General features: G+C 70.4%; 18 protein-coding genes and 5 pseudogenes. 12 read left to right on the plus strand and 11 right to left on the minus strand.

The features are described from left to right. Window positions 1-45: 45 nt before the first annotated feature. The 3 genes and pseudogenes from ACWCQM_RS38065 to ACWCQM_RS38075 form a co-directional block, all read right to left on the minus strand. Entirely contained in the window at window positions 46-1,401 is a 1,356-nt protein-coding gene (locus ACWCQM_RS38065; RefSeq protein ID WP_450919658.1) for a hypothetical protein, read from the minus strand. A 5-nt stretch (window positions 1,402-1,406) separates the two neighbouring features. After that, window positions 1,407-1,613: pseudogene (locus ACWCQM_RS38070) on the minus strand (hypothetical protein); the annotation flags it as partial. 124 nt (window positions 1,614-1,737) lie between these two features. Then, window positions 1,738-2,484, minus strand: a complete 747-nt coding sequence (locus ACWCQM_RS38075; RefSeq protein ID WP_450919659.1) for an AraC family transcriptional regulator — start codon at window positions 2,482-2,484, stop codon at window positions 1,738-1,740. 51 nt (window positions 2,485-2,535) lie between these two features. Here ACWCQM_RS38075 and ACWCQM_RS38080 point away from each other — a divergent pair. After that, window positions 2,536-3,719: pseudogene (locus tag ACWCQM_RS38080) on the plus strand (MFS transporter). A 304-nt stretch (window positions 3,720-4,023) separates the two neighbouring features. On the opposite strand, the pseudogene ACWCQM_RS38085 reads toward ACWCQM_RS38080, so the two are convergent. The 3 genes and pseudogenes from ACWCQM_RS38085 to ACWCQM_RS38095 form a co-directional block, all read right to left on the minus strand. Beyond that, window positions 4,024-4,464: pseudogene (locus tag ACWCQM_RS38085) on the minus strand (hypothetical protein); the annotation flags it as partial. A 492-nt stretch (window positions 4,465-4,956) separates the two neighbouring features. Further along, window positions 4,957-5,448, minus strand: a pseudogene (locus ACWCQM_RS38090) (RNA polymerase sigma factor); the annotation flags it as partial. Window positions 5,449-5,868: 420 nt separating this feature from the next. Next, window positions 5,869-8,013, minus strand: a complete 2,145-nt coding sequence (locus ACWCQM_RS38095; RefSeq protein WP_450919660.1) for a cellulose binding domain-containing protein — start codon at window positions 8,011-8,013, stop codon at window positions 5,869-5,871. Window positions 8,014-8,366: 353 nt separating this feature from the next. Between ACWCQM_RS38095 and ACWCQM_RS38100 the strand changes: the two genes are divergently transcribed. Beyond that, window positions 8,367-8,780 (plus strand): hypothetical protein, encoded by a 414-nt coding sequence (locus tag ACWCQM_RS38100; RefSeq protein ID WP_450919661.1) that lies wholly within the window; start codon window positions 8,367-8,369, stop codon window positions 8,778-8,780. 111 nt (window positions 8,781-8,891) lie between these two features. Here ACWCQM_RS38100 and ACWCQM_RS38105 read toward each other — a convergent pair whose 3' ends face one another. Further along, the gene (locus ACWCQM_RS38105; RefSeq protein ID WP_450919662.1) at window positions 8,892-9,953 is read right to left on the minus strand and encodes a hypothetical protein; all 1,062 of its coding nucleotides are present in this window, start codon (window positions 9,951-9,953) and stop codon (window positions 8,892-8,894) included. A 652-nt stretch (window positions 9,954-10,605) separates the two neighbouring features. Here ACWCQM_RS38105 and ACWCQM_RS38110 point away from each other — a divergent pair. Both ACWCQM_RS38110 and ACWCQM_RS38115 read left to right on the plus strand, forming a co-directional pair. Then, the gene (locus ACWCQM_RS38110; RefSeq protein ID WP_450919684.1) at window positions 10,606-10,926 is read left to right on the plus strand and encodes a peptidase inhibitor family I36 protein; all 321 of its coding nucleotides are present in this window, start codon (window positions 10,606-10,608) and stop codon (window positions 10,924-10,926) included. Window positions 10,927-11,095: 169 nt separating this feature from the next. Further along, window positions 11,096-11,350 (plus strand): annotated as a pseudogene (locus ACWCQM_RS38115) (IS5/IS1182 family transposase); the annotation flags it as partial. Between the two features lie 260 nt (window positions 11,351-11,610). On the opposite strand, the gene ACWCQM_RS38120 reads toward ACWCQM_RS38115, so the two are convergent. Then, on the minus strand, window positions 11,611-12,339 hold the full coding sequence (locus tag ACWCQM_RS38120) for an SDR family oxidoreductase (protein ID WP_450919663.1): 729 nt from the start codon (window positions 12,337-12,339) through the stop codon (window positions 11,611-11,613). 74 nt (window positions 12,340-12,413) lie between these two features. On the opposite strand from ACWCQM_RS38120, the gene ACWCQM_RS38125 reads away from it, so the two are divergent. Next, window positions 12,414-12,791 carry a MerR family DNA-binding transcriptional regulator gene (locus tag ACWCQM_RS38125; RefSeq protein ID WP_450919664.1) on the plus strand — a complete coding sequence of 126 codons (378 nt, stop codon included), beginning with the start codon at window positions 12,414-12,416 and terminating at the stop codon, window positions 12,789-12,791. A gap of 98 nt (window positions 12,792-12,889) precedes the next feature. Here the strand turns inward: ACWCQM_RS38125 and ACWCQM_RS38130 are convergent, their stop codons facing one another. After that, window positions 12,890-13,741: a helix-turn-helix transcriptional regulator gene (locus ACWCQM_RS38130; protein ID WP_450919665.1), complete on the minus strand. Its 852-nt coding sequence runs from the start codon at window positions 13,739-13,741 to the stop codon at window positions 12,890-12,892. A gap of 67 nt (window positions 13,742-13,808) precedes the next feature. Here ACWCQM_RS38130 and ACWCQM_RS38135 point away from each other — a divergent pair, with 67 nt between their 5' ends. From ACWCQM_RS38135 to ACWCQM_RS38160, 6 genes are all read left to right on the plus strand, one after another. Further along, window positions 13,809-14,714 (plus strand): NADPH-dependent F420 reductase, encoded by a 906-nt coding sequence (locus tag ACWCQM_RS38135; RefSeq protein WP_450919666.1) that lies wholly within the window; start codon window positions 13,809-13,811, stop codon window positions 14,712-14,714. Between the two features lie 433 nt (window positions 14,715-15,147). Further along, the gene (locus tag ACWCQM_RS38140) at window positions 15,148-16,236 is read left to right on the plus strand and encodes a hypothetical protein (protein ID WP_450919667.1); all 1,089 of its coding nucleotides are present in this window, start codon (window positions 15,148-15,150) and stop codon (window positions 16,234-16,236) included. Beyond that, a complete protein-coding gene (locus ACWCQM_RS38145; RefSeq protein WP_450919668.1) occupies window positions 16,233-17,516 on the plus strand; it encodes a hypothetical protein in 1,284 nt (427 codons plus the stop codon). The genes ACWCQM_RS38140 and ACWCQM_RS38145 overlap by 4 nt, the downstream gene beginning before the upstream one ends. Further along, window positions 17,513-20,935 (plus strand): WD40 repeat domain-containing protein, encoded by a 3,423-nt coding sequence (locus ACWCQM_RS38150; protein ID WP_450919669.1) that lies wholly within the window; start codon window positions 17,513-17,515, stop codon window positions 20,933-20,935. Before ACWCQM_RS38145 ends, ACWCQM_RS38150 begins: the two co-directional genes overlap by 4 nt. Further along, window positions 20,932-22,821, plus strand: coding sequence for an oxidoreductase (locus tag ACWCQM_RS38155; protein ID WP_450919670.1), 1,890 nt, complete (start codon window positions 20,932-20,934; stop codon window positions 22,819-22,821). Before ACWCQM_RS38150 ends, ACWCQM_RS38155 begins: the two co-directional genes overlap by 4 nt. Before the next feature lie 238 nt (window positions 22,822-23,059). Next, on the plus strand, window positions 23,060-23,263 hold the full coding sequence (locus ACWCQM_RS38160) for a hypothetical protein (protein ID WP_450919671.1): 204 nt from the start codon (window positions 23,060-23,062) through the stop codon (window positions 23,261-23,263). A 61-nt stretch (window positions 23,264-23,324) separates the two neighbouring features. Here ACWCQM_RS38160 and ACWCQM_RS38165 read toward each other — a convergent pair whose 3' ends face one another. Both ACWCQM_RS38165 and ACWCQM_RS38170 read right to left on the minus strand, forming a co-directional pair. Then, entirely contained in the window at window positions 23,325-23,972 is a 648-nt protein-coding gene (locus tag ACWCQM_RS38165) for a class I SAM-dependent methyltransferase (RefSeq protein ID WP_450919672.1), read from the minus strand. Between the two features lie 65 nt (window positions 23,973-24,037). Next, a complete protein-coding gene (locus tag ACWCQM_RS38170; RefSeq protein ID WP_450919673.1) occupies window positions 24,038-24,781 on the minus strand; it encodes a LamG-like jellyroll fold domain-containing protein in 744 nt (247 codons plus the stop codon). A gap of 291 nt (window positions 24,782-25,072) precedes the next feature. Here ACWCQM_RS38170 and ACWCQM_RS38175 point away from each other — a divergent pair, with 291 nt between their 5' ends. After that, window positions 25,073-25,576, plus strand: coding sequence for a cupin domain-containing protein (locus tag ACWCQM_RS38175; RefSeq protein ID WP_450919674.1), 504 nt, complete (start codon window positions 25,073-25,075; stop codon window positions 25,574-25,576). Window positions 25,577-25,639 lie beyond the last annotated feature (63 nt).

Raw genomic sequence — 25,639 nt, forward strand, 5'->3', positions numbered from 1 at the left:
GGGCCGGCGCAGGGGTCGGGCCGGGCAGCCGGAGGGGGGCGTGCGTCAGCTCGTCGAGGGGTTGACGGTGAGGGTGGCCGTGTTGTTCGTCAGGTCAGGGTCGAAGGTGCGGACGGCGGGTTCGTAGGCGTCGTTGTAGACGGCGGCGCGGGCGGTGGCGTTCGGTATGACCTCGTCGATGTGCAGGGTGAAGGGGAAGGTCTGGGTGGCGGCCTTGCCGGATTCGGTGAGGTAGATGGGGGTGTTGCAGCGGTAGCGGGTCTCGGACTGGGACCAACAGGCGTCGGGGGCGGAGGCGACCGAGGTGCCGGCGGGGATGTCGATGTCGACGGTCGCGGCGGGTTCGCCCGCGCCGAGGGAGGCGACCCAGGCGGGGCCCGCGTTGTGGACGGTGACGGTGGCGGGGACGGTGTCGCCGGCCGCGCCGGAGACGGTGGAGGCGGTCAGCCGGTAGTCGGCCTGGTTGACGGTCTTCACCGTGAAGCTGCGGTACGGCTGGAGCTCGTCGGAGGGGGCGGCGGCCGGGGTGAGGTTCAGTTCCGGGCCGGCGCCCGGGGTGAATGCGCGGCCGGTGCGGGCCTCGGCGAGCGCCTGCTCGGAGTAGGGCTGCGCCGAATAGTCGACGCGGTCGAAGAGGGCCATGTCCTTGGTGCGGAACTTCAGCGGGAGGGAGTGGTAAGAGCCCGGGGTCGTCCGCTCGTCCAGGACGCAGAGGAACGTACGGCCGGTGACGGCGTTCGTGGACTCGCAGTTGGAGGGGACGGACATGCCGAGGCGGATGCCGCGGGAGGTGAAGACGGTGAGCAGGGTGCGGTCGGCGGTGCGGTTGCCCTGGTTGCCGAGGACGACGGAGGAGTCGAAAGGCTGGTCGGGTGCCATGCCGGTGCGGTACTCGGCTTGGGTGAGGCCGAGCGCGGGGCCGTCGTTGACGGCGACGTAGGTCTCGCCCGGGTAGGCGTTCATGCCGCCGGCCTGGGCGGTGTAGCGGACGTAGCCGTCGTTGCCGTCGGTGGCGCCCGGCTTCGTGGTCAGGCCGATCCGAGCGGCAGGGGCGTTGGCGCCGCCGGGGAGTTCGGGGGTGGTGCAGACGGCTGTGGTCTCGTTCTCCGGGCGGCAGTTCGCGGGCCAGGTGACCTCGGCGAACGAGGCGACTCCGGAGGCGTCGACGGTGAGCGTGCCGGCCGGGACGGTGGTCGCCGTGTTGTCATGGCTGATCTGCACGGTCAGCGACTGCGACGGTGCGGGGGAGCCGTCCTCGGACGGGCCCGCGAGGGTGATCTCGTACGGGTCGGACCAGAGCCACAGGGCGTCGGAGGCGGCCGCGGCGGGGGCCGCGGCCGGGCCGGTGACGGCGACGAGCGCGCCGAGTGCGGCGGCGGAGGCGATGAGCGTCTTCTTCACGGGGATCAAGACAGCGGAGATCGGCGGATGGTTGTAGGGGGAGGATGGCCGGTTTCAGTCCGCCGGGTCGGCCGTGCGGTCGTCGAGATGCCCGAGCGGGCGATGAGGTAGCCGAGTTGGGCGCGGCTGCCGCTGCCGAGGGCGGCGGAGAATTGGAGATGTGGCCGGCAGGTGCGGACCTTCATGCCGAGGCGGCGGGCGATCAATTCGTCCGAACCCAGGCAGCCGACGAGATCCTTGACAAAGTCGGTGCCTACGGCCGATGACCCTCTGACTCAGGTCTAAGGGCTGACCGGCAAAGGATCTTGACGCCCCGTAAGTCAGTCGGGTGAAGAATCAGGTAGTGGGGCGAGAGCCTGGGGTGTGGCCGAAGGTGCGGCGGAATACGTCGATGAAGGTGCTCGCTGACGACCAGCCGCAGCGGAGGGCGACGGTGGTGACGGGGAGGTTGTCGGCCAAGAGGATCAGCGCGTGGTGGAGTCGGACCTGGGTGCGCCACTGGGGGTAGGTGAGGCTGAGGTCGTCGTGGAGACGGCGGGAGAGGGTGCGGGCGCTGGCGCCGATCTGCCGGCCGAGTTCGTCGAGGGAGCGGTTGTCCGCCGGATCGGCGCGCAGGATGTCGTGCAGTTCCCGGAGCAGGGGGCTGGTGGGGGTCGGCAGGTGGAGCGGCTGCTCGGGGGAGGTCCTGAGCTGGTCGAGCATGACGGCACGCAGGCGCAGGCGGGGCGGGCTGGTGTCGTCGGGGGTGCGCGTGTAGGCGACGATCAGTTCGCGCAGGAGGGGACCGACGGTCAGGACCGCGGGTGTGTCGAGGCCGAGGGGGTTCTCGGTGACGGGCAGGCCCACGAGGTGGAGGTCGAGTTCGCCGTGGGCCTGGTGCTGATGGATGGTGCCCGCCGGAATCCAGAGCGCGCGGGTGGCGGGGGCGATCCATGATCCGGCGTCGGTGGTGACGGCGATGGTGCCCTGGCCGGCGTAGACGATCTGGTGGTCGTCGTGGCGGTGCTTGTCGATCTCGCTGCCGGACGCCAGATGCTGGGTCCGGGTTGGCGCAACGGGCACGTGGCGGATTTCCTTTATCATTTGGCATTCTATCGAAAGCGGGACAGCTGTCGCCTCTTCCAGCATGGACGGGTGCGAAGGAATACAACGATCTCTCTGCTGTCCGTGGGGCATGCCTGCGTCGACGTCTATCAGGGCGCGGTCGCCGCGCTGATTCCGTTCTTCGTGGCCGACCGCCACTACAGCTACGCCGTTGCCTCCGGTATCGTGCTGGCCGCATCGCTGCTGTCGTCGGTGGCCCAGCCGGTGTTCGGCGCGCTGACCGACCGGTGGGCGATGCCGTGGCTGCTGCCGGTCAGCACCCTGCTCAGTGGCACAGGCATCGCGCTGAGCGGCCTGAGCGGCTCCTACGGGCTGACCCTGGTCTTCGTCGCGATCTCCGGGATCGGGGTCGCCGCCTACCATCCCGAGTCCGCCCGTGTGGCCCGGCTGGTCAGCCAGGGCGGTCACAGCGCGATGAGCTGGTTCTCCCTCGGCGGCAACATCGGCTTCGCGCTCGCTCCGATCATGGTGTCCGTCGCGATCGGAGGCGGCTCACTGAGCTGGACGCCGGTCCTGGTCCTGCCCGCACTGGTCGGCGCTGCCCTGTGCGTGCCGGTGCTTCAGTTGCTGGGCCGGCGTCAAGCCGGTGCGTCCGCGGCCGTGCCGGTCACGGGTGCCGATGACGTGGCCTCGTTCGTCAAGCTGTCGCTGGCTGTGGTGTTCCGCTCCATCGTCTTCACGGGGCTGAGCACCTTCATCTCCCTCTATGCCCAGCAGCGCATGCACGGCAGCACCGCCGCAGGAACCGTGGCCCTGTTCCTGCTGTTCCTGGGAGGCGCCGTCGGCTCGGTCCTGGGCGGCTATCTGGCCAACCGCTACGACCGCGTCCGGGTCTCCCGCTGGTCCTATCTGGTCTCGATCGTCGCCGTCGCCGGGGTGATCTACACGCCCGGTCCCACACTGTTCCTCTTCGTGGCCCTCACCTCCGCCGGCCTGTACGTCCCCTTCTCCTTGCAGGTCACCCTCGGCCAGGACTACCTCCCCTCCCGCATCGGCACCGCCAGCGGCGTCACCCTCGGCCTCACCGTCAGCATCGGCGGCCTGATCAGCCCCTGATCGGACGCCTGGCCGACACCACCTCCCTGCAGACCGCCCTGACCCCCTTGATCGCCATGCCCGCGCTGAGTTGGCTGCTCTTCCGCGTCCTGCACGAGCCCACACTCCCCAAGCACCAACCGGCTGCGCCGGTCGTACCGGCGCAACAGGACACGTAACACCTGCACGGATCATCGCGCCGGGCCGGCGGGGACAGGTCGATCTGCACAGCGTGCGGAAGGGAGAACCTCGTTGTCCCCACGGCCCGGGCGGCGCCGGTTCTCAGGAGCCGTCCGGTCTGCCGCGGGAAGTGCCGTTTATGTAAAGCGTGAGTCCTGGCGAGGCCAGGGGCGGGGAGCAGGCCCAGCACTTTGACTCTCGGACCCGTGGGGTCGCAGTCGCATGGTTCGCGGCGGCGAGTCGGCCCGGCATTCGATGGGACCGTCCTTGTCAAGACGTTCCCTGACAGTTATTCGATTGATCGGCTGAGAGCGAGGCGTTCGCGCTTACGAGGCCGCGGCGATTGAGCATGAGGTCCATGCCCGTGAATTCCGTGAGCACCAAGGCGGTCCGCTCGGGCGCCCATGGCAGTCCATCGGGGTGTTGCTGCTCCGTACTGCTGCGGCGTGCCCACTCGCTTGCGGGACGGGTCAAGCCGAGATCCTCGGTGGTCACGACTCGACCGAGACGCTCGGTGAACAGGGCGGCGAGCAGTTGTGGTACGGGATCGCGTGGGATCTCACCCAGGTCGAGCCAACGGCGCACCCGCGAGGTGTCGGTCGCGAGCTGCCGGTACCCCAGGGTGGCAGCCTGCCGGTTCACCATTCGGGCGAGTTCGCCTCTGGACCAGCCGGTCAGGTCGAATGCGTTCCGTAGCCGACTGCCAGGGGAACTCTGCTGTCGCGACGAGAGGCCCCCGAACAGTTCCAGGTGAACGATGCGGCCCAGCTTTCGCTCCATCAGGATGGTCACCGCCTCCGAACCCTTCAGTACGGCTTCGGCGGAGAGGTCACTCGGGGCCACGAAGACGATCGCGTCGCGGGTGAATTCGCGAGCGGTGAAGGGCAGCCCGAGTTGGTCGGTCGAACTCTGCCAGGCCTGGCCTGTCCGCCGGAGGCCCCACCAGGTGCCGAATGGTGTCTCGGCCCTGCCGTGGGCCCTGAAGCGTCGCCACAGCCAGTAGAGAACGCCGCACGTGACGATCAGCGCCGACGGACCGAACACCGGCCAGTGCGCGTACAGGGCGGACAACAGGGCTGGTTTCCCGGGCCACCACTGCGGGGACAGCGGGCTGGAACCTCTACTCGGCTCCCTCGCGGGAGGGGTGTCCTGCAGCGGATCGTCGACGAAAAGGCCCACCACACAGACGATGCCGACGACCACGGTGGCAACAAGGCTCGCACGCAGAAGTGCCATGCCGCGCGAGACATGAGTGGCGACAGTGCCGGGCGCCTTCTTCATCATGACCGCAGTCTCGGCCTGGGTGCAGTCCAGCCCTTTCGTTGCCCATACCGCGGTGCGTTGCGAGGGAGTCAGGGCGTCCATGGCCTGCTCGACGGCACAGCGGTTGGCCACCAACGCGGCCACGTCCGGGGACTGCATGGGGTCGAAGCGCAGCGGATCGGCCGCGCGCCGTGCTTCCAGCCCACTGTGCCGGGCCTGCTGACGCGCCCGGTTGGCTGCCTCCGTGCGGATCACCACGCGCAGATAGCTGACCGGGTACTCGACAGACGCCGGACGGCGCAGGATCTTCGCGAAGGCGTTCTGCACGAGATCCTCGGCCGAGACGACGGACTCCGGGATGCCGTGGGCGAGGAGCGCCTGCTGAGCGGTGCTTGTGAGGCTGACCCGGTAGTCAGCGTACAGAGCACCCAGAGCCTCAACGGGCTCCACTTCACGCTCAGCCATTGCCTTCCTCCGTTTTCCCTTCCGCGGCCGTACCCCGGGAGGCGTCCTGATGGGCCGACCGAGCACGGACTGTCTCGGCCCGGGCCGAAGTCCGGTTGCGAAGCGCCATGCTGTCCAGCCAGCGCTTTACCGCAGGGACCAGAGGAACAACCGCGGACAAGAGTGCGACAGTGAGCTCCACCGTCCAACCTCCCGTGCACTATGGGCCGGTGGCGCTCATGACGCGCGGTGGCCGTTCACAGGAGAGAGGCGGCAGTACGCCATTCTCATGACGTCACGTTCATGATTCCCCGGCTTGGCTTGCCCGCTCAGGAAGTACGCTGCATACCGCCTCCTCCGGGGTGCGGGCGACGATCGTCCGGCGCGCCCGGGCCCGCGCCCGCGGCCCGGCCCGTCGGAGGACGGGCCGCGGGCGGTGGATCAGGAGGTGCGGCAGACCGTGCCGTTGAGGGTGAACGTCGTCGGGGTGGGGTTGGCGCCGTCGTTGGCTCCGACGAAACCGAAGGTGGCGGTGGAGCCGCCGCGCGGGGCCAGCTCGGCGTTGGTGCCGTTGTCGGTCACATGGACGCGGGTGCCGGAGCTGGTGACGTTCGCGTTCCAGGAGCTCTGCACGGACTGACCGGTGGACGGCCAGGTGAAGTCCAGGGTCCAGCCGTTGACCGGGGCGTCACCGACGTTCGAGACCGTGACGGTGGCGACGAATCCGCTGCCCCAGCCGCTGTCCACCCGATAGTTGACCAGGCAGCTGCTGTCGCGTGGAGCCGTGGTGGCGAAGGTCAGCGGTTCCGAGGGGCGCGAGAGACGGCCGTCGGCGTCCCGGGCGAGGACGTTGACCGTGTGCTCGGAGCCCGACGGCAGGTTGTACAGCGTCGCCGAGGTGGAGGTCGAGCTGGCGAGCAACTGGGCGTTGGAACGCAGCCGTTCGTACACCTCGTAGCGCACCGCCTTGCCGTTCGCGGGGGCCGTCCAGCTCACCGTGGCGGTCGAGCTGTCCACGGCGGTGGTTTTCGGAGCGCCGGGCGCGCCTACCGAGGCCGCGGCGGCGTGCGGGGCGACGGTGATCGTGGTGATCGAGTACGGCGGCAGGACCTGGTCGCCCCCGGCGGTGGCGGCCACCCGGGTGACATCGGTGTCGCCGCGGCCGTAACGGTGTACGACCGGTGCGTGGGCAGTGGGCGTGTATCCGGCGTAACTGATGTCCGCAGTGCGGGAGTTCAGCGGGTCTTTGTTGATCAGCATCACGCTCAGCGTGCCGTCGGCCCGGTGCACGGCGTGCGCGGAGACCTGGTCGCTGTCGGTGGAGGAGGCGACCATCGTGTCACCCGGACGGCCCAGCTTGGTCAGTGACTTGATGCCGAAGTACGGGTGGAACGGCGTGTTCACGGCCGGCTGGCAGACGTCGCCGACGCAGCCGCCGCTGGAGAGCAGGCCGAAGTCGTTGAAGTCGGTGTCGCCGTCCACCGTCCCCGCCGATGTGGGCCCGTTGTGGACGTTCCACCAGTCGACGTTGAAGACGCCGTTCTCCAGCGCCGTCATGTAGGTGTCCGCGGCGAACAGGCCGTTGGGGCGGCTGTTCATCTGGACGTTGGAGTTGACCTCGGTGAGCGCGATGCCGATCTTCGACGAGCGTTCCCCGGCGTACCGGTCGATCTGCCGGCGGACCTCGCGGAGCGCTCCGGGCAGCCGGGCGGTCCGGTCCAGGGCCTCGTCGGCGGTGGCGCCGCCCGGGTAGGAGTGCACGATGGCGAAGTCGATCGTCCCGGCGACCGCGGACAGCACAGTGTGGTTCCAGTCGGCCGAGTCGCCGGGGCCGGTGATGCCGTCCGGCCAGTCGCCCGGTGTCGTCAGGACGGCGCCGATCTTGATCGTCGGGTCGACCGCCTTCATCGCCTCGGCGTAGGCGAGGACGTTGCGGGCGTACTCGCGCGGGCTCTTGTCCGGGTGGTCGTCGGCCTCCCAGCCGCCGCCGTAGTGGCCGTTGCCGTAGATCTCGTTGCCGATCTCCCAGTACTTCGCGCCGTAGCCGCGGGTGACATTGGCGTACCGGACCCAGTCGGCGGCCTCCTGCGGGGTACCGGTGCCGTAGTTGGCGATGATCATCGGCTGGGAGCCGGTGGCGCGGACGCTGCCCATGAACTCGTCGAAGGTGGTGCCGGGCGCCACGTAACCGCCGGGGGCGGTGTGGTCCTCCCAGTGGTAGATGTCGCCGTAGGAGCCGCCCGGGTAGCGCATCACGCCGACGCCCGCCTCGCCCAGCAGACCGGTCACCTCCGGGTCGTTCATGTGCGAGTCCCAGAGCGCGTGGTTGACGCCGAACGCCGCCTTGTCGATGGTGCCGAGCCCCACCCCCGCGTTGACGGAGACCTGGACGGCCGACGCCTCGTCGGCGGCCGCTGCCGTGGCGGTCCGGCCGGTCGCGGCGGGCGCAGGGGGAGCGGTGGCGAGGGCGGCGACCGCGGCCAGGGCGCAGACGAGCGCGGCGGCGGGACGTCTGCTCACCGGTCTTCCGGCTCTGCGAAGCGGCCGGTCCAACCGGCCGGTGGCGGGGAGTTGCATGAGAGGCATGACGTGTCCTCCTCGGGCGAGCGCCGCGTCGATCGGCAGGGCGCCCGGTGTGAGTGGTCGGTGGGGTGCCTTCGGTGCGACGCTGGTGGGAGCGCTCCCAGGATGATGTGGGGGAGGCGTGACCGCGTCAATGGGGCAGACCGTCCCGCGTGCCGCCGCACACGAGCCGTTGGGCCTCCCTGTGCCACCGGGAGGGCGGAGACGGGCAGGTGACAGGGGCGGTCCGCTGGTCCGGTGCGGTCCCAGCCGGCGGTGGGGCCCGGGGTGGACCCCAGTCCGTTGACCGTGATCATGGATACGGAGGCTGCTCCTCGGTAGCCTGCCCGCGTGGCTAGATCTGGGGCGAGGAGCAGTTGATCGCGGACGGCTTTGAGCGTGTGTACGTCGAGTTGGAGTGGTACGACGGACCGCGCGCCGGCCTCGCTGTCATCGGCGGGCAGCCTCACTACTTCCAGAACGACGACCATGACCACCGCGATGGAGCCGAGGAGTACCAGGTCTGGACCGCGAGCGAGGCCGCGGTGGAGCTGGAGGGGGAGCTGTGGGCGATCTGCGCCAGGTGGGATGAGCGCCGTGAGGCCGGCAGGGTCGGACCGGAGAGTCATCCGGACCACGGCGGGATCGATGCCCGTGACGACGAGCTGGAGTTGCTGTTGGCGCGGCATCGCCGGGTGCCGGACGAGGTCCGTCGGCTTGTGGGCGAACTGCGGTTCGTTGCCGGCGCTCGCTACCGAGTCGAGGGGCTCGACTACTGGTCCCGGTTGTGACGTCGTGCGGGGACGGGGCTGACACGGTGACGATTCGGCCGAGGCCGAGAGCGGCGTGCCCGCTGGGCGGAGTCACGCCGCCCGGCCTCCTTCTCCCTGGTGCCGCGAGCGTCAGTTGAAATTGTTGAAGGCGATTCCGTTGGTGAGGGAGGTGACGCCGCTTTGGACACCGTCGATTTTGACCGTCTGTCCGGAGATGTGTTTGACGTAGACACGCAGGAGGAAGGTGCGCGTGCCGCAAGCAGGATCGATCGGGACATCGGGCAGGGAGGAGTAGCCGACGGCGTGATGCGCGTCGTCGGTGATGGTCCGGCGGGCAGTGACGCTGTTGGTGCGGCACGTGTGCCCGGTCGGATCGAGCTGAAGAAACTCGAAGCGGGCGTCCACGACCGCGTTCTCCCCACGCGGGTAAACCTCCATGGCCGCAGCACAGGAAGCCGTCCCCTGGTAACACGTGGTGAGTTCCAGGTTTGCCTGTGCCGAAACGCTCACCGCGTCCGGGTGCGCCTGCCATGTGTGGACCGGGGTTCCGTCGTCGTAGAACACCCAGGCATCAGGGCGTGCCGCTCCGCCGCCGACGTAGGTGCAGGCGCCCGCACTGTCGTCGCTTTCGCACGCCGGGTTCTGCCACCAGTGTGCTCCGGTCCGGTCGGTGTCGTCCGTCTCGAGCCAGGTGTTGTAGGCGACCGCGGTCAGGTGATAGCTGCCGGGCAGGGACGAGTAGGCCGTCCCCTGGAGTACGCAGTTGTAGGTGCCGGCGCTTGGAGCGGTGAAGAGTAGATCCGCATAGAGCGGGAGATGGCCCGGAGTCGCGTAGGTGGCGGTGTCGTTGCCCTCATGATTACGTGCCGACGCCGCCACCACGGACACGGTGGCCCCCGACGCGTTCAGGCACCGGATGCGCTCTGTCAGGCCGACGATTCCGGTCGTTGTGCTGGTGGCCTGCAGCCGGCCCCGCAGATGCCTCTTCTCGCCGGCCCCCAGAGTCATCGTCCGCCGCACCAGGTCAACCGTCGTCCCAGGAGAGAGTTCGGTGTCCACCGCGAGACTGTCACGGGTGAGGGGCGCGAATTCCGCCGTGGCCACGTCGGCGTGGGCTGGAACGGACCACAGCGCGCAGAGCAACACCCCCAGACCTGCTGTCAGCGTCCTGCGTATATATGTGTCGTTCATGGCTCTCATGTGCTGGTCCGCTCCAATATGGCTTCTGGCGTGCCGCGAGGGCCACCAGGGCAGGGGCTTTTGGCTTTTCCGGTGGCAGTTCCCAGAATCAAGGAAACGGATGCCGATGTGTGCGAATAGCCCGATCTGGCACGGAGTGTGATCCGTGACTAGCTACCCGCGCTGTCTGTGCGCACCAGATCATCGCAGGCAGGGTCAAGGTGCCAAGTACCGACAAAAAGGCCGTGCGGCAGCTAACCGGTGCTGGAGTGCCCAGGTGAAACCGGGGGCGTGGGTGGCTGGTCGAACCTCGCTCCTGGCTGCGGGCCGTACTCGAGCCGAAGGCACCGCTGAACTGCGCGCTGAGCGTACGGCTTGCAGGCAGAGGAGGGCCGGGACCAGCAGTCCGGCATGGACACAAAGCGGGCCGACTGTCGGCGAGTCCGGGGGCGCTTCCGTAAGAGATGAGCGGCCCTCGACTTCCTTGGAGCTGACGAGTAGGTTCAAGGGCGATTCAACTGCCGATCTGGGAAGGCATGTTGCGGATCGCTACGCCGGTAGCTGCGCGTCTCAATGGCACCGACTCGGAAAGAGGCAATACGTGAACAGATGGCGAAATTGCGTACTGGGCGCGTCGGCGCTCGCCTTGGCCGTCGTGGGCTCCATGGCAACTTCGACGGCAGCGCAGGCCGCCAGCACAGATGGCAGCTGCCCGTCCGGGAATCTCTGTCTCTGGGACAACACCAACTTCACCGGTGCGAGGCTCATCAGCGCAAGCACCAACGCTTGCATTCGAGTCCTGCCCAGCCAGGCGTTCAAGCAGTCTTACATCAGCCATTTGCCTGTTACCGCAGTGCTCTGGAGTGGGTCTTACTCATGGGATGTCGAACCCGTGCGGACACTTCCCTCGGGTGGATTCAGCAGCGCGTTTCCGGTTGCCTATTACGATTTCATCTGCACCAACGGACGAGTCCCCTTGAGTTGACGGACGTCGATCACTGGGCTTGAACTCTTCATGTCGTTTCGCCGCGCTGCGCAGCAGCGGCTCGGGTTGGCCACACCGATGGGTGATGGGACTTGAGGCGCAACGAGCGAGGCCCCCGGGTTGTTGATCGAGCTGTCTGACGTCTCGATCACGTTGCTCGGGGGCTTCGTTGGTCATCCATCCTGCGGCATTCGGCCCTCCGCATGTACTCGTGGAGTGGGTCACGGTGCTGATCGGCACCCGTGAGGTCGACCGGCGCTGCAAGTTCCGTCCGTCCCAGTGCGCGATGGTGGCACTGGTGTACCTGCGCGAGCACACAACTGTGCGGCCGGTCGACCGCATCGCTGCCGACCAGCCGTACTTCTCGGGTAGAAGGAAGCGCCATGGGATGAACGTGACGGTCCTCGCCGGTCCAGCCGGTCGATTCGCCCCGCACCTGCTGGACGATCGCGGAGCGGGCCGGTGAGGCCACGCCGTATGGCCTCCGGCATTTGTCGGTGCGGTGACCGAGGGAGGCGGACGCGGTCCGTGATGATCTGCGCTCTTGCGCCGCGGGCACCGGGCACGCGCCCGCGGGTGCCCGGTGCCCGCGCGCGGCCACAACAAGAAGATCCACGACTGCGGACGGGCGCGTGACCGGTCTCAGAAGCAACCTGCCGAAGCCGGCGTGGTCCTACGGCCCCCTCACCCTGCCGTCAGCGCCGCCAGGGCTCGGTCCATCGCGGCGTTGAACTCTTCCGGCGTCAGTGGCAGGCGGGACTTGATGTCCCGGCTCCACTGGTCGGCGAGGACCTCGGCGGAGCCCGCCTCGACACCGTCGAGCGCCGCGTCGGCCAGGTCCGACGGTGCGAGCTTGTCCACGGGCCAGCCCGCGGACATGTCGGTGTCGGCCAGGCCGAGGTGCACCGCTGTCACGAGCGTGCCCTGCTCGGCGAGCTCGAGGCGGACGCCGTTGGTCATGGCCCAGGCGGCGGCCTTGGTCAGGTGGTAGGCATTGGCGCCCGCGCCCCCGAACCACGACATGGCGGAGAGGACGTTCACGATCGCGCCCCCGCCGTTCCTGGCGAGCGCCGGCGCGAACTCCCGGATCATTCCGAGGTGGCCGAACACGTTGGTCTCCAGCTCGTGCCGCACAACGTCCAGCGAGCCGGTCACCAGGTCGGTCCCCGTCTGGATCCCCGCGTTGTTGACGAGCAGCGAGACGTCCGGGGCGGCCTCGGCGGCGGCCCTCACGGATGCGGGATCGGTGATGTCGAGGGGCAGTATCTCGGCCCCGGGCAGGTCCACGGTCTCCGGTCGGCGGGCCGTCGCGTAGACCTTGCGGGCGCCCCGTTCGAGCAGGCGCTGGGCGAAGGCGCGGCCCAGGCCACGGTTGGCTCCGGTGACAAGGGCGACTGAGTTGTTGATGTCCATGCCCGGTACGCTAAAACCTGACGTTGACGTCAGAGGCAAGTGCTGGACGTCAGGAGCGGTTGAGAGGAGTCACCATGACCGTCACGGAGCCCGCGACCGAGCGGCTGGTCCGCATCGGCGAGGTGGCGCAGGGCGCCGGCGTCTCGGTGCGCGCCGTGCGCTACTACGAGCAGCAGGGACTGCTCATCGCGGAGCGCAGCCCATCCGGCCAGCGCCTGTACCGGCAGGACGCCGTCCCCCTGGTGCGCTTCTTCCAGCAGATGTTCGCCGCAGGCCTGACCAGCCGAAGGATCACAGAACTCCTTCCATGCTGGGACTCCGGGCACACCGACGCTGAGCAACGAGCCATGCTGCGCACCGAGCGCGAGCGCATCCAGGCCAAGGTCGACGACCTGCAGGCCGCCCTGGACCGCCTCGACGAGCTCATCGCGATCACGGACACGCACCCGTAGGCGCGGTCCGCCAGGACGGCACACCGGCGTTCTACGGCTGGAGTAGTGTCCGGTCCTGGCCGGCGTCACCAGCGAGGGCGGGCGCGCGGTGCCGGTGCTCAGCGTGCTGCTGCGGTCACCCGCTCGCGCAGCACGGCGAGCTTCTCGGCGGCTCCCGTACCCGGAGCGGCCCAGTTCAGCACGATGTGCAGGTCCGCACGTTCGATGGTCATGATGTCGCAGTCCAGGACGATCTCGCCGAGCTCGGCGTGCACGACCGTCTTGTGCGAGCGTCCGATCGGCAGGGTCTCGTAGCGGGTCCAGAGGTCGGCGAAGCGGGGGTCGGCCTCGCGGAGTCCATCGATCAGTTCGATGACGGCCCGGTCGTCCGGGTACCGGTCGGCGGCCCGGCGCAGATCGGACACCATCATGCGTTCGAAGGCGTCGGCGTGCGCGGAGTCGCGTTCGATACGGGAAGCGCCAGGTGCTTGAGGGGCGGCGAAATGGCCCCAGATCAGATTGCTCGACCGGGCGTCGGACCCGGCCGGGCCGCCGAACAGCTCGCCCCAGAGCGGGTTGGTCTGCACGATGTCCCAGGCGGCGGTGAAGACGGCCAGCGGAGTGTCGCTCATTCGGTCGATCATGCGCTGCACACCGGGCGGTACCCCGCGTGGCACCGAACCGGACGGCGGGACCACTGAACCCGCCAGCCGGTAGAGCAGTTCGCGGTCCACGGCATTCAGCCGAAGGGTCTGCGCGAAGGCCGCAAGGACCTGGGGCGACGGATTCTTCGCGCGGCCCTGTTCGAGCTGGACCAGGTAGTCGACGGAGAGGCCCGCCAGCACGGCCAGTTCCTCACGGCGCAGACCCGGAACCCGCCGGTTGCCCGTGTTCGGCAGGCCTACGTCGGCCGGACGGATGCGCTCTCTCCACGCGCGCAACGCTGGGCCGAGCTCGGTGTGCGTGCTCATGGACCCAGTATGAGCCCGCCTCTGAGGAGCCGGGTGGTACTCGCACTACCAGGCACGACAACGCCTGGTGCGCCCACGCGGCCCGGCCGAACATCGACTCACAAGTCCGAGCGCGTCAGGCACACGGCACCTTGCGGCCCACTGGCGCCTTTTGAAGAAAGAGACATCGGTGATGACACACACCATCGGGATCATCGGCTCCGGCCTGGTCGGCGGCGCCGTCGCGCGGCTGGCCGTCGACGCGGGTTACAAGGTCGTGCTCAGCAACTCGCGCGGCCCGGAGTCACTTTCGGAACGTGTCCAGGAGCTGGGCCCGCTCGCGCGTGCCGGAAGTGTCGATGAGGCGATCGCGGCGGGCGACATCATCGCGCTCTCCGTACCGATCGCGAGTTTCGAAGCACTGCCGGCCGGCAAGCTGGCCGGGAAGGTGGTCATCGACCAGACGAACTACTACCCCGAGTTCTGGCGCAACGCGGAGCTCGACGCCGGGGAGCTCACCTCGAGCGAGCTCGTACAGCGGCACCTCAAGAACTCCCAGGTCGTCAAGGGGCTGCACAACCTGGACTGGAACCACATGTACTCCAACGCCCGTCCCAAGGGCGACCCCGGACGGACGACGATGGCGATCGCGGGCGACGACGCCGGTGCCAAGGCGGTCGTGACGCGGTTCCTGGAGGAGGTCGGCTACGACGTGGTCGATGCCGGCTCGCTCGCCGACAGCTGGCGCATCGAACCCAACACGCCCCTCTACTTCTGGCCGTACGCCCCCACCATTCCGGACGGGCTCGCCGCGGACGAGGAGAAGAGCGTCTATCTCGAGCAGCCGGTACCACCCGTGTCGCCCGAGGCCGCCAGGAAGATGATCGAGAGCGCGGAACGGCCGTCGCCGATCGGGGGCACGATGGCGGCGATGCCTCCGGCCCACGTCGCCATCTTCATGGACCAGGCGAGCGCGAGCACCGTCCAGAAGTAGCGCCCCGACGCACCCGCGTCCTGTCGTACGGAGCTCCTGAGGCTGCCCCACGGGGGCTCGGGGACTCAGGTCCCGTCCAGGCCGAGGACCGGGTGCGCCGGGAGTGGCCGGCTCAAGGCTCCTCAGACCGGGCCGACGTGCAGGAAGGATCAGTGCGCCGTCATGCCGCACACGGAGTCCCGGCTGGTGCGCGCCGACCAGCCGGGACTGCGCGTGTCGGCGTGCGCCGGCCCTCACCCCATGCCCGAACCGCACCACGCGGTGTCCGGCCGCGCCTGTCCTCCGCATCCGCGATGGGAGGCCCGGCGCCCGCCCCGGCGTCGTACGGTGCTGTTTCGGCGCCAACTCCCCACATCAGCCGCACAGTCGGCCCATCCGCCCGATAGGGTGAGTGAGGTCTCAGAAGGGACGTCGACCTCGCCGGAGGTGGTTCATGGCCAGAGTCGCAGGTCGCGCCGAGGTGTTCGACGCCTACGCCCGTTCCGCCCACGGCCCCGTCGCGCGAGGTGACCAGGTGGACGGACGGACGGTCGCCGGCTTCACCTTCGATCCCCACCCAGTCTCCGGAGCACCGGGCGACCGACTGCTCCTCGACGGGGATCACAGCTTGGCCGGACCGCCCGACCGGACCGTGCCGGCGGCCGAGGACGAGTCGGTCCGGATCATCCGGTCCGGCCCTTCGCCGGTCGACAGCCTGAGTGATGACGCCGTGGCCGCCGCGCCCCCGCATCTGCGGGCCGGCTTCGAGCGGGTGGTCGTCTCCATGGACAGCGGGGGGCGGTTCGTGGAAGGGCTCCTCGACGCGCTGGCGGCGCGGCACCACACGACGTGGCTGGTGGGCGGTGCGGTGCGGGACCTGCTCAGCGACGGCGAGGACGCCCGGGTGAACGACCTCGACTTCACCGGGACGGCCGGACCGGGAGAGCTGACCGAACTGGCCGAGGACCGCAGGCTCAGGCGGCACGATCTCGGAGATGTCGACTGCCGCGTCTCGCCCCGGCTGGTGTGGTCGGTCGCCCCGGCCGAGTTTCCGCCCGAGCGGCTCATGGAGTACCGGCCCCTCGCGCTGGACGAGTTCGCGTTTCCGGCGTACGGGGGAGACCTGGCGGCCGATGCCGTCACCCGCGACCTGACCGTCAACGCCCTCTACTACGACCACCGGCGCAACGCGACCGCCGATCCCACCGGCCAGGGGCTCCGGGACCTCCAGGCCGCGCCACGGGTCCTCGCGGTGGGGTACGAGGGGGACGACCCCGTGGCGCAGGCCTGCGTCATCCTCCGCTGCCTCAAGTTCCGGCTCCGCTGGCCGGACGCCGACACCGCCAGGGCGGCGAAGTGGGTCGGCGCGCTGCCGGCGGACCTCACCGGCCGGATACCGGCGGACGGCTGGCCCAGGGTGCGCGCGGCGCGGGAGAACTGCGTCCCGGTGCGGGACCGCGGGGAGCGGGAGTTTGCCATCGCCCACGAGCTCGGCCCCGCCGCCGCGCGTCTCGTCAGGACGATCCAGGAGCGGACCGGGTGACGGACCATCGACCGCTCAGCATCTGGACCGCGGTGGCACCCGTGCCCGCATCCACGACCGGTCCACCCGCCTGGCCGCGCGGGGCCGTGGTGAACGACGGTGACGAGCGGGCCGACGCCCGCCGGATGCCGAAGTTCGCGCACGGCTGGCAGCGCCGAGGAGTCCCGCTGGAGCAGGGACGGCAAGCGCTGGGCCTGGTCCACCGGTCGACGGGTGAGACGGTGGTCGAGCTGGACGAACTCGCCATGCCCGTCCCGGTCACCGAAGCCGGACTGCGTGTCATCACCCGGATCGAGGAAGGGTGGCCCGACGCCACCCCGAGCGCCGCCGACACCGAGGTGCTCGCCGGTGAACAGACCGAGGTCCGGCGTCTGCTGCTGGCCCGCCTCTCCGACGAGGGAAGGCCCCCCGCCGAGCTGTTCCACATCCTGCCCTGGCACCGGGTGACCCGGCTGGCCGATGAGATCGAGGCGCTGTTCCACGGCGGCGTGCCCGGCGAGGTGATCCGGCTGCGCCACTGGTTCCGGCCGGTCGGCCCGCGCTTCACCGCCTCCCTGGAGCAGCTCGACGAAGGGGTGCGGGACGACGACGCCGGCCTGATCCGGGTGGCCGCCACCAGTCTGTGCGCCCGGCTGACGGGCCTGGACGCGGCCCGGCTGCCCGCACACACCAGGGTGTCGCTCGCCGCGCTGGTCGACGTGCTCGCGGAGCGAAACAGATTCCTCGGCCACACCGCGGCCCGGGTCACCGGGACTCTGCGCGGAGAAGACGGGTCCGCCCCTGCCGCACCACGCATGGACACGGTGCTGCTCGACGCGGGGGCGTCCGACGGGATCCGGCGGGAGAGCCAGGAGTTCGAACGGGCCCCGTTCAGCGTCCGGGTGGCCGTCACCAGTACGGGACACGTCACGGTGAGCGCGCACGCCGTGCTCCGGCCAGGCGAGGACCGGCTGCTCACCGAGGGGTACGGGGTCATGCTCCTGCCCTTCCGGATCCTGGCGGCAGAGGGTTCGACGCGGTACTGGGTCGTGCTGGAGCCGTCCGACGGCTTCGTCGGCGGGAGCCTGCCCCTGCCCATCCCCACCGGCGACTTCGTCGAGGCCGACGTGGACGGACCGCCGATCGGCGTCCCGGAGGCGGCGTCACTGGGAGCGGAGGAGGTGGAGCGCTCGATCGCGGCGGTCGACACCGGCAGCTACCTGGATCTCTGGGAGCGGATCGCGGACGCGCTGCCCCCGTCGCACCCGCTGCGGGACGTCATCGGCCGGGCCGTCCAGTGACCCCCGCCGGCCTCCCGAGAGACCTCGTCCGCCATCTCGTGGAGGAGGCTCCGCCCCACGAGGCGGACGAGATACGCCAGGAGCTCCTCGGGCCCGGGCAGCCCCTCTTCCGGCTGACAGAGCGGCTGGTCGAGCGCGCCGACAGCCATGCGCTCAGAGCGCTGCACGAGGAAGTGACGCCGCTGCACGGGCTGTTGAACGACGGCCGCGGGGCGCGGAGAGTGCCCGAGACGAAAGCGGTCCTCGGCGCACCGTTCAGGCCCCAGGAGGACGCCGCCGTCAACGCCCTGCGCTCGCTGGCCGGCATGGGACTCGCCCTCGTCGACACCGACGCCGCCCCCGATGTGCTGCCCGCCGTCCTCGGCCGTATCGAGGCCGCCCGGATCTTCCCGCTGGGTACGCCGTCCTCCGGATGGACCCCTGACGGACTCGCGCAGGGGAACACGGCACTCCATCGCTGCCTCGACGCCCTGGCAGTCGCGGCGGCGGACGCCGGACGCCAGGACGGGGCCTCGCTCACCGCAGCGCTCACACTCCAGCGCCTGGCCGGGGCCGCCCCCGCGTCGCGGCGGCCCCCGCAGCGGATGGAGGTGCTGACCTCCCGCGGGGTCCACGGCCGCCACGCGACGCTACGGGCCCGGCTGCTGTCGTCAGGCCCGCCGGCACTCGTGCCCGACCCCGGGAGGATGAGCCTGTTCAGCGCGGACCCGCGCTTCCAGGCATCCCTGGAGCGGGCGTGGGACTGCGCGGGTGCCGGGCGCGTCAGGGGAACGGTGCTCTGGTGGCTGGAGAGCGAGGCCGGCCCCGTCCACTACGTCGAGGACGAGTCACTGGGCGCCGCCTTCGCCGTCGTGCTGGACGAGATCCACCGGCTCCGGAACTGGGGCTCCGCCCGGCGTGCGGTGCGACGGCTCGCCGACGACGTGGCGGTGGTCGGGAAGCTCGACGGACTCGGCAACCTCGGCTCGGTCGACCAGTACCGTGCGAAGCTCGCGGCGGCGAAGGTGAGCCGGGTCATCGTCCCCGTGGGCGACCAGGAGGACGCGCTGGGCTTCGCCCGCCCCGGACTCACGGTCGAACCCGCCGGGAACTGGGCGGAGGCCGCCGCGCGGGCACGCCGCCGTGACGGCCGGGTGATGGCGGGAAACGCGCTGCTCCTGGCCCTGGTCCTCGCGGTGCTGTCCGGAGCCGCCGCGGTGGGGCTCCTGATGCGGGAGCAGGACCGCAGCGACGAGCGCCAGCTGGTCGCGCGATCCCGTCAGCTCGTGCGGGAGGCCGCCGAGCTGGAGGCGACCGACCCGGGGCTGTCCCGGCAGCTGCTCCTGATGGCGTACCACGTCTCGCGGACCGACCAGGCACGAGGCGCTCTGCTGAACAGCCTCACCCTGCCGGGCTCGTACACCCATGACGTCCGGACGCAGGGATCACCCGTGACGATCGCCTTCCAGCCCCCGGGGGAGCTGCTGGCGGTGGGCGGGACCGGCACCGTCGTCCTCCAGGACGTGCAGGACGGCCGGCAGGTCGCGGAGCTGGCGGGAGGGACCGGGGACGTCGGGGCGCTGGCCTTCAGCCCGGACGGGCGGACGCTGGCGGTGGGCCATGGATTCGGCGACTACGGCATGACCCTGCCCGCCGGGAGCATCCAGCTCTGGGACGTCTCCGACCCCGGACACGCGCGCCGGCTCACCTCGTTGCCGTACAGCTACTCGGTCACCGCCCTGGCCTTCAGCCCGGACGGGGAGCGGCTCGCCACCGGAAGCGCGGGCGGGCCCATGCGGCTCTGGGACGTCGGCCGGCCGGAAAGCCCGGCGCCCCTGAAGACCCTGGACGCCGCCGCGGATGTGTACTCCGTCGCCTTCGCACCGGACGGCCGGTCCACAGCCTGGGAGTTCGAGGACCGGGTGACCTTCCGGGGACCCGGGGGCGAACGGCTCGCCACGCTCAAGAGCAAGGCGGGGGGTATCTCGTACGCGCCCGACGGCACCCTGTTCGCCACCACCGGCGGACAGGACCACGAGATCACCGTGTGGGACGTCACGGACGCGGCCGAGCCGCGCTCCGTGACCACGGTTCCTCAGAGCGACGGATTCGTGCGGTTCGCCCCCGACAGTCGGCACCTGGTCACCAGCTGGGACGGCGAGGCCGTACTCCGCCGCCTCACACGGCTCGACGACGGCCGGCTGATCCACGACCCCAACTTCGCGGCACCGCTGAGCCGTTCGGCGGCAGGCTCCGGCAGCTCCGGCATGGACGTCAGCCCGGACGGCCGGACGGTCGCGACGGCCATGTCCGCCGACGGCACCGTGAGGCTCTGGGACATCTCCGTGCCGCAGCAGCCCGGTGCGCTCTCGGTGGCCGCCGACCCCGACCCGCAGCGGTCGGTGGGCAGAGGCATCGACATCGACCTGTCCGAGGACGGGACACGCATGGCCGTGACCTGCGGACAGGCCGTCTGCCTCTGGGACATGGGTGACCCGAGAGAACCGAAGTACGCCGGTGCCCTCCCCGAGGAGCCGTTGGGAGGGTCGGACAACCCCGTCTTCAGCGCGGACGGCAAGGCACTGTTCGTGTCCAGCCAGCAGGACCACGTGACGGTGTGGGACGTGGAGGACCTCGACGCCCCCTCGCGGACCGGTAGTTTCGAGCCGGGCGAATCCAGCTCGTACACGTTCAGCGACGACGGGACGCTGCTCGTCTCCGCGGTCGACACGGCGGACTCGCCCACGGACCCGCGCAACGTCCTCGTCCTCTGGGACCTCTCCGATCCCCGGCGACCGCTGCGTACGGCCACCCTTCCCGGCGTGTCGGAGGACTTCACGATCGAGGAGATCGCCATCAGCCCGGACAACACCGTGGTGGCCGCCCTCGACTTCGCGGAGGACCTGAGCCTGTGGAACATCGAGGAACCCGCGAAGCCCGACCGCCTGCCGGGGCGGAAGGTGGACAAGGAGAACGCCGACCACATCGTCTTCTCCGGTGACGGCCGGCGGCTGATGACCGGGGGCAGGAACGGGACCGGCCAGATCTGGGACCTCGAGGACCCGCCGGAGGAACCGGCGGCACCGCTGCTCGCCGGGTCACTCCCGCACTACGCCAGGCTCGTCGTGTCACGCGACGGGGGCCTTCTGCTGACCGAGGGGGAGAGCGCGACGCAGCGCGTCTGGAACATCGAGGACATCGACAAGCCGCGCCACCTCGTCATGATCCGCGGCAGCGGACCCTACGACTCCGGGTGGGAATTCAGTGCGGACGGGAGCCTGTTGGTGTCGGGATCCACCGAAGGCGTCGTGAGTGTCTGGCCGTTGGACATGAAGGACATCAAGTCCCGTCTGTGCAGCCGCCCCGGAGGGCGCATCACCGAGAAGCAGTGGGATCAGTACCTCCCCGAACGCGACTACGCCCCGCCCTGTGCCCGATGACGCCCACGGACCTCGGCGCCGCCGAGCAACGGCTCTGGACCGCGTTTCCCCACGGTGGGTGGGTCGACGCGGCAGACACGGCCGCACCGGCGGGCGACACCCCGGCACCGTCCGTGCGCGCCGAGGTGATCAGGGCCCTGCTGCTCGGTGCCGGGGAACCGGAACCGGGGCAGGTGGCCGGACTCCGGCTGCGCAACGCCCGGATCACCGGCACGCTGGACCTTCTGCACGCCACGGTCGACTCCGCCGTGGTCCTCGAAGGGTGCCGCTTCGACGAAACGCCGCGCCTCGCCCAGTCCACGCTGCGGAGCCTGCGCGTGTACGGCTGCCGGATGCCGGGGTTCGACGGCGCGGGTATGAGAGTGGAGGGCCGGCTCGACCTCCGCGCGGGAGTGGTTCCTGGCGGAGTCCGGCTCGACCGGGCCAGGATCGAGGGGGAAGTCCTCCTGGGCGGTTCCCTGTTGGGCGCAGGCGGGGATGGTCTCGCGCTGGGCGGTGACGGACTGGCCGTCGGCGGAGGCCTGGACTGCGGAGAGGACTTCGTCGCCGACGGCCAGGTCCTGCTGCGAGGGGCCAGGATCGAGGGACCGGTCAGCCTCGAAGGCGCGACCGTACGGTGTCCCGGGGCGGACGCGCTGATTCTCGACCGGGCGGTCGTCGGCGACCGGATCCTGGCCCCCGGTCTCACCGTGATCGGCCGCTTCAGGATGTTCAACGCCACGATCGCCGGAAGCATCCAGCTGTCGGGGTCGCGGCTGAGCAATCCGGACGGCATGGCGCTGGGCGCCGGCGGCCTGAGCGTACGCGGCGCCGTCTGGTGCTCCGGCTCCTTCACCGCCGAGGGTGAAGTCAGGCTGATCGGCGCCGAGATGGGGGCGAACCTCGACCTCGACGGAGCGGCGCTCGGCAACCCGGGCGGCAGCGCGCTGACGCTGGACCGGGCCACCGTCACGGATGTGCACGCGACCGGCATGACCGTCGACGGAGGCCATGTCACCCTGGTCGGCGCGCAGATACGCGGACGGCTCGACCTGAGACGGACGCGGCTCGGCACCGAGGGTGAGGACGTCGCCCTGGACGCCGAGGCGGCGACCGTCGGCGACAGCATCCTGTGCCAGGACATGCGCGCAGCGGCAGCGGTGCGGTTGTGCGGCGCCGTCGTCGGCGGGTCCGTGCTCTTCACCGGCGCCCGCCTGGCCGGGCGTGACCACCTGGTGCTCGATCTGCGCATGATCCGGGCCGCCGAACTCCTGCTGAGCCCTGCCGAGCCGATCCGGGGCGCGGTGAACCTGGAACACGCCCAGCTCGGCGTCCTCGGGGACGATCCTGAGCACTGGCCCGCCGAACTCGGCCTGGACGGACTGACGTACGGGGCACTGAAGCCGGAGCTCCCCGCCGTGTCCCGCCTGCGCTGGCTCGCGCGAGACCCCGCCGGACCCCGGCCCCAGCCCTACGAGCAGCTTGCCGCGCTGTACGTCCGCGCGGGCGACCAGGCCGAAGCACGCCGGGTGCTGTACGCGAAGGAGCGGCGGCAGCGCCGGGGCCGCCCGCCGCTCAGCCGCACCTGGGGTGCGCTTCAGGACATCACCGTCGGCTACGGCTACCGCCCTTGGCGGGCGGCGCTGTGGCTGATGCTGCTGCACGGAATCGGCAGCGTGGCGTACGCCCTCTCGCCCCCGCCCCCGCTCAAGCCGGACGAGACCCCGCACTTCAACGCGGTGGCGTACGCGACCGATCTTCTGCTGCCGCTCGTCGACCTCGGGCAGGAGCGTGCCTTCAATCCCGCGGGAGGCGCCCAGTGGCTGTCGTACCTGCTGATCGCGGGGGGCTGGATCCTGGCCACGACGGTGGCCGCCGGGGTCGCCCGCGCGCTGTCCCGCCCGTGAGGTGGTGTCCCCGCGCGGTCGACCCGATCTGTTCCATCGACCCCGCGGTACCGGTTGCCGAGGCGCCCGCACTGTCGAGGAGAATCCTCGGCAGGTGCCGGGACGGGCGGGCATCATGGCGGTCATGAGCACTGACGCCGCCGACTGGGTCACCATCGCGGACTACGAGCACACGCCCGGCTGACTGCATCCGAACGCCGCCGCCCGGGCTTGACTGCGGGAGCGGGGTATCGACTGGATGCCCTTCACCGCGGGCGAGCTCTGCTTCGACCTGGCCTGCGGCATCGCCTCCGACGGTCACTGGCACGGCTGGTTCAGCGTCCGGATCGCCGCCGATGCTCTCCGCCGCCTCGGCCTGCATCCCGACCAGCCGAGCGCGGTGGTCTCCGGCCAGAGCCCGCCCGGCTGGTGGCACGCCGCCGCGGAGCGCCGCGGATACTGAGTGCGGGGCCGGACCGGCGCTTCAGGTCCGGCCCGTACCCAGTACGGGCCCGACCGGCGCTTCAGGTCCGGCGGCCGAGGTCGTCGTCACCGACGAAACGGAACAGCCGCCGGCCGCCGCGCACGGGCTGCGGCGTGCCCATGAACCGGTGCACCCCCACGCCGTAGCCCACGCTCGGCTCCGACACCCACCGCAGCTCGAAGTCCTGCGCGCCGAACCAGTCGCAGATCAGCGGCACCCGGTCGGGAGCGCCTCGGTGCCGGGTCCAGATAACGGTTCCGCCGGTCCTGCACAGTTGGTTGCAGGCGCCGATGGTGCGCTCGATGTCGTGGTCGGTTATGTTGCCGAAGACGCCGCAGATCAGGACGAGATCCGCCGGGACCCGGTCCTGGTACCGGTCGATGAGCGCCGCGTCACCCGTCACGACCTCGACCTGCTCCAGGCCTGCCCGGCGGGCCGTCAGCGACGCCGCGTCGGCGTTGCGCGCGTCGAGCTCGACGAGCCTGGCCCGCACGTCGGTCCGGCGGGGATGACCGGCGAGGACGTGGAGGAGGCCGCGGCCGTCCCCGGCGCACAGGCTGATCACGCTCAGCGGCCCGGCCGGGGCGGCGTCGAGGACGGCGCGAATCTGCGTCCGGACGGTCTCCAGCCGCCGTGCCATCCACGAGTCGGCGACGTCGTACCGGTCGTGCCAGCTGTTCCAGTCCATGGCCCACCAGCCTAGGCGGACCACGAGCAGCGGACGGCCCGAATCCGGGGTTGCACCACCAGGGGTCAGCCGGCGGTCATGGCAGCGTGGTGCTCGGTGAGGCGTTGCTCGGACAACTCCCGGGGATATACGGCGATCTTGCCGATCCCGCCGAGGAAGGAGGAGCGCAGGGCAGCGCTGCCGATGCGCAGCGGAGATGTGGTGTTGCCGGGGACGATGGTGTAGTCGGCCAGCGCGTCACGGTCCCGCAGACGCCCGTCCCGGAAGATCTTGGTGTGCCCGGGCGGCTGCGCCGGGCCGTCCGGTGCGGTCGTGATGACGAGGGCGTAGTGGATCCACTCACCGGGCCGGACGGTGTCCTGGAAGTAGGAGCCCGCGCCCAGCCCGCCCGGCGGGTTGAAGGCGTAGCCGGAGATGCGGTTGGCGCGGCCCTCGGTGTTGTCCGCGGAGTAGATGCGAGCCACCCACTCGCACTGGTTGACGGTGGCGTAGGTGAGCTTGCCGAGCCAGTGGACGTAGCCGGTGCCCTCCGTGCGCGGAAAGACGAGGACGTCCGGGCGCAGCCAGGCCTCGATGGTCAGCGCCCCCGTGGTGGGGACGGACAGCACATCGTTGTCCGGGACGTCGATGTACTGCTCCGCGGTGCCGTCGAACAGCGTGGCCGGGTCGCCGTTGGGCAGATGGGTGTGTCCGGGGGAACCGTGGTACGTGGCGGTGAGCCCGCCCGGGGACACCTCCGTCCCGGCTCCGCCGAGGCCGAGGTACAGCACCGGGTCGTCCGACAGGATCAACTGGTCGTAGCTGCTCAAGAGCACTCTCCCTGCGACAGATCGTGCGGTGGGTCCGCGCAGGGCCGCCCCGTACGACGGGCCTGGTGGGGCGGCGGCATGCGGTGGCGGACCGTCCCACTCTATGAGGCGAAAGCCCTGGCGGTAACGGGCGCATGAGGGTGGGGCGCGGTGGGTGAGGTGCGCCGGAGCGTGCTCCTGGCCATGCGCGCCGGGGCGCTGAACCGGGGTCGCCGGGGAGGTGATTGGCCCAGGGAGAGTACTCCCGAATGGACCTGGGGAGTGGGCACTTACGAATCTAGAGTTGTCCCCATGACGGACGAAAAGACCACCTCGGACACCCCGGTTCTCACCCGCCACGCCGATGCAGAGACCTGCGCCGACCCGAGCAGTGTGATGTGCCTGCTCGGTGAGGGCGCCCACGGGGACAGCGGCTTCACGAGCTACCGGTCCACCTTCGCCGAAGGGGCCGTCGGCGCTCCGGCCCACTTCCACACCAGGGCGACGGAGATGTTCTTCGTCCTCGGCGGTGCCCTGCGGGTGCTCGTGGACGACCAGGTGACGGTTCTGCGGGAGGGCGACTTCCTCGCGGTACCGCCGGGCACACCGCATGCCTTCGCCGCCGCCCCCGGAGCCACGGCGGACGTCCTGTTCGTATTCGACCGCCACATGGACCGCTTCGCGTATCTGCGCCTGCTCGGCAGGGTCATGCGCGGGGAGGCGGACCCGAAGGAGATCGCCGAGTCCGCCGAGCGCTTCGACAACCACTATGTGGAGAGCGCGGCCTGGCGCGCCGCGCTGGCTGCCTCGTCCTGATCCGTGGGGAGGGGGAGCTGGGAAGCGGGGGCGGGACGCTCGCCCCCGCCCCCGGGCCGACTC

It is taken from the genome of Streptomyces sp. NPDC002125 (assembly GCF_053593715.1).

Coding starts and splice junctions, on each gene's coding strand:
- ACWCQM_RS38130 (WP_450919665.1), bottom strand. CDS start 13,741: ATGAGCACGCACACCGAGCTCGGCCCAGCGTTGCGCGCGTGGAGAGAG.
- ACWCQM_RS38125 (WP_450919664.1), top strand. CDS start 12,414: ATGACCGTCACGGAGCCCGCGACCGAGCGGCTGGTCCGCATCGGCGAG.
- ACWCQM_RS38140 (WP_450919667.1), top strand. CDS start 15,148: ATGGCCAGAGTCGCAGGTCGCGCCGAGGTGTTCGACGCCTACGCCCGT.
- ACWCQM_RS38175 (WP_450919674.1), top strand. CDS start 25,073: ATGACGGACGAAAAGACCACCTCGGACACCCCGGTTCTCACCCGCCAC.
- ACWCQM_RS38165 (WP_450919672.1), bottom strand. CDS start 23,972: ATGGACTGGAACAGCTGGCACGACCGGTACGACGTCGCCGACTCGTGG.
- ACWCQM_RS38075 (WP_450919659.1), bottom strand. CDS start 2,484: ATGATAAAGGAAATCCGCCACGTGCCCGTTGCGCCAACCCGGACCCAG.
- ACWCQM_RS38120 (WP_450919663.1), bottom strand. CDS start 12,339: ATGGACATCAACAACTCAGTCGCCCTTGTCACCGGAGCCAACCGTGGC.
- ACWCQM_RS38105 (WP_450919662.1), bottom strand. CDS start 9,953: ATGAACGACACATATATACGCAGGACGCTGACAGCAGGTCTGGGGGTG.
- ACWCQM_RS38160 (WP_450919671.1), top strand. CDS start 23,060: ATGCCCTTCACCGCGGGCGAGCTCTGCTTCGACCTGGCCTGCGGCATC.
- ACWCQM_RS38110 (WP_450919684.1), top strand. CDS start 10,606: ATGGCAACTTCGACGGCAGCGCAGGCCGCCAGCACAGATGGCAGCTGC.
- ACWCQM_RS38095 (WP_450919660.1), bottom strand. CDS start 8,013: ATGCCTCTCATGCAACTCCCCGCCACCGGCCGGTTGGACCGGCCGCTT.
- ACWCQM_RS38155 (WP_450919670.1), top strand. CDS start 20,932: ATGACGCCCACGGACCTCGGCGCCGCCGAGCAACGGCTCTGGACCGCG.